This window comes from Nocardioides abyssi (assembly GCF_030412915.1).
Classification (GTDB): Bacteria; Actinomycetota; Actinomycetes; order Propionibacteriales; family Nocardioidaceae; genus Nocardioides; species Nocardioides abyssi.
On the sequence record NZ_JAUHJR010000046.1, the window covers coordinates 1 to 390 of the forward strand.

Sequence of the window (390 nt, forward strand, 5' to 3'; positions counted from 1 at the left end):
GTATTGACGGTGGAAACTTAGTAGTGAACGGAAATGCAATCCAAGTTTTCCAAGAAAGAGATCCAAAGGCTATCCCATGGGGAAAAGCTGGTGCTGAATATGTTGTTGAATCCACTGGTGTTTTCACAACAATTGAAAAGGCTTCCGCCCATTTAGAAGGAGGCGCAAAGAAAGTCATTATCTCTGCTCCCTCTGCTGATGCTCCTATGTATGTTGTAGGTGTTAATCTTGACAAATACAATCCAGCTGATAAGGTAATCTCCAACGCCTCTTGTACTACCAACTGTTTGGCTCCATTAGCCAAAGTTATCCATGATAACTTTGAAATTATTGAAGGTCTCATGACAACTGTTCATGCTACCACTGCCACCCAAAAGACTGTAGATGGGC

The 390-nt window shown here is 42.3% G+C and carries 1 protein-coding gene; it reads left to right on the forward strand.

Annotated elements, in window-relative coordinates; genetic code table 11:
- A partial coding sequence (locus QWY29_RS19840) for a glyceraldehyde 3-phosphate dehydrogenase NAD-binding domain-containing protein (RefSeq protein WP_300962965.1) occupies positions 1-390 on the forward strand: 390 nt, incomplete at both ends.